Here is a 598-nt window from a genome sequence, read left to right on the forward strand (position 1 = left end):
GAAGACTTTTCTAGTTGTTTCTTTCATCATCCGAACATCCCCTTTTAACACTACTTTATCTTGTATAGCATTAAAACTTCCTGCTCCATCAAATGATCCAATAGTTACAGTACCCATGTCAAATGGATCTATTCTTCTTGAAATTACTGTTTGGAGTTCAGTTACAAAGTAACTAGCGGCTACTATTGCATCATTACTTAATTGTGGCATAGAAGCGTGACCTCCGTTTCCTTTGATTGTAATGGTGAAATTAGAACGTCCCGTTTGAGTTTCTTTATTATGATAGGCAATGACCCCTGTTTTAATTGTAGTCATCACATGAACCCCGATCATATTATCGACACCGTCAAGAGCTCCTGCTTTAATCATACCTTTGGCACCACCAGGAGATACTTCCTCTGCTGGTTGATGGACAATTCTAACTCTTCCCGGAAGTTCTTGTTTTATTTTTACTAGTTCTCTAGCAAGTACCATCAAATATGCAGTATGTGCATCGTGTCCGCAGGCATGCATTACTCCTGGATTGACCGATTTAAAACTTAAATCATTATCTTCAAAAATAGCAAGAGCATCAAAGTCTGCTCTCAACGCAAGAGTT

At 38.5% G+C, this 598-nt stretch carries 1 protein-coding gene; it reads right to left on the reverse strand.

The annotated features are described in order from the left end of the window. Nucleotides 1-598, reverse strand: a 598-nt coding sequence (locus BABA_RS02485) for an amidohydrolase (protein ID WP_007083543.1), incomplete at both ends; no start/stop codon positions are given.

The organism is Neobacillus bataviensis LMG 21833 (assembly GCF_000307875.1).
GTDB classification, from domain to species: Bacteria; Bacillota; Bacilli; order Bacillales; family Cytobacillaceae; genus Neobacillus; species Neobacillus bataviensis.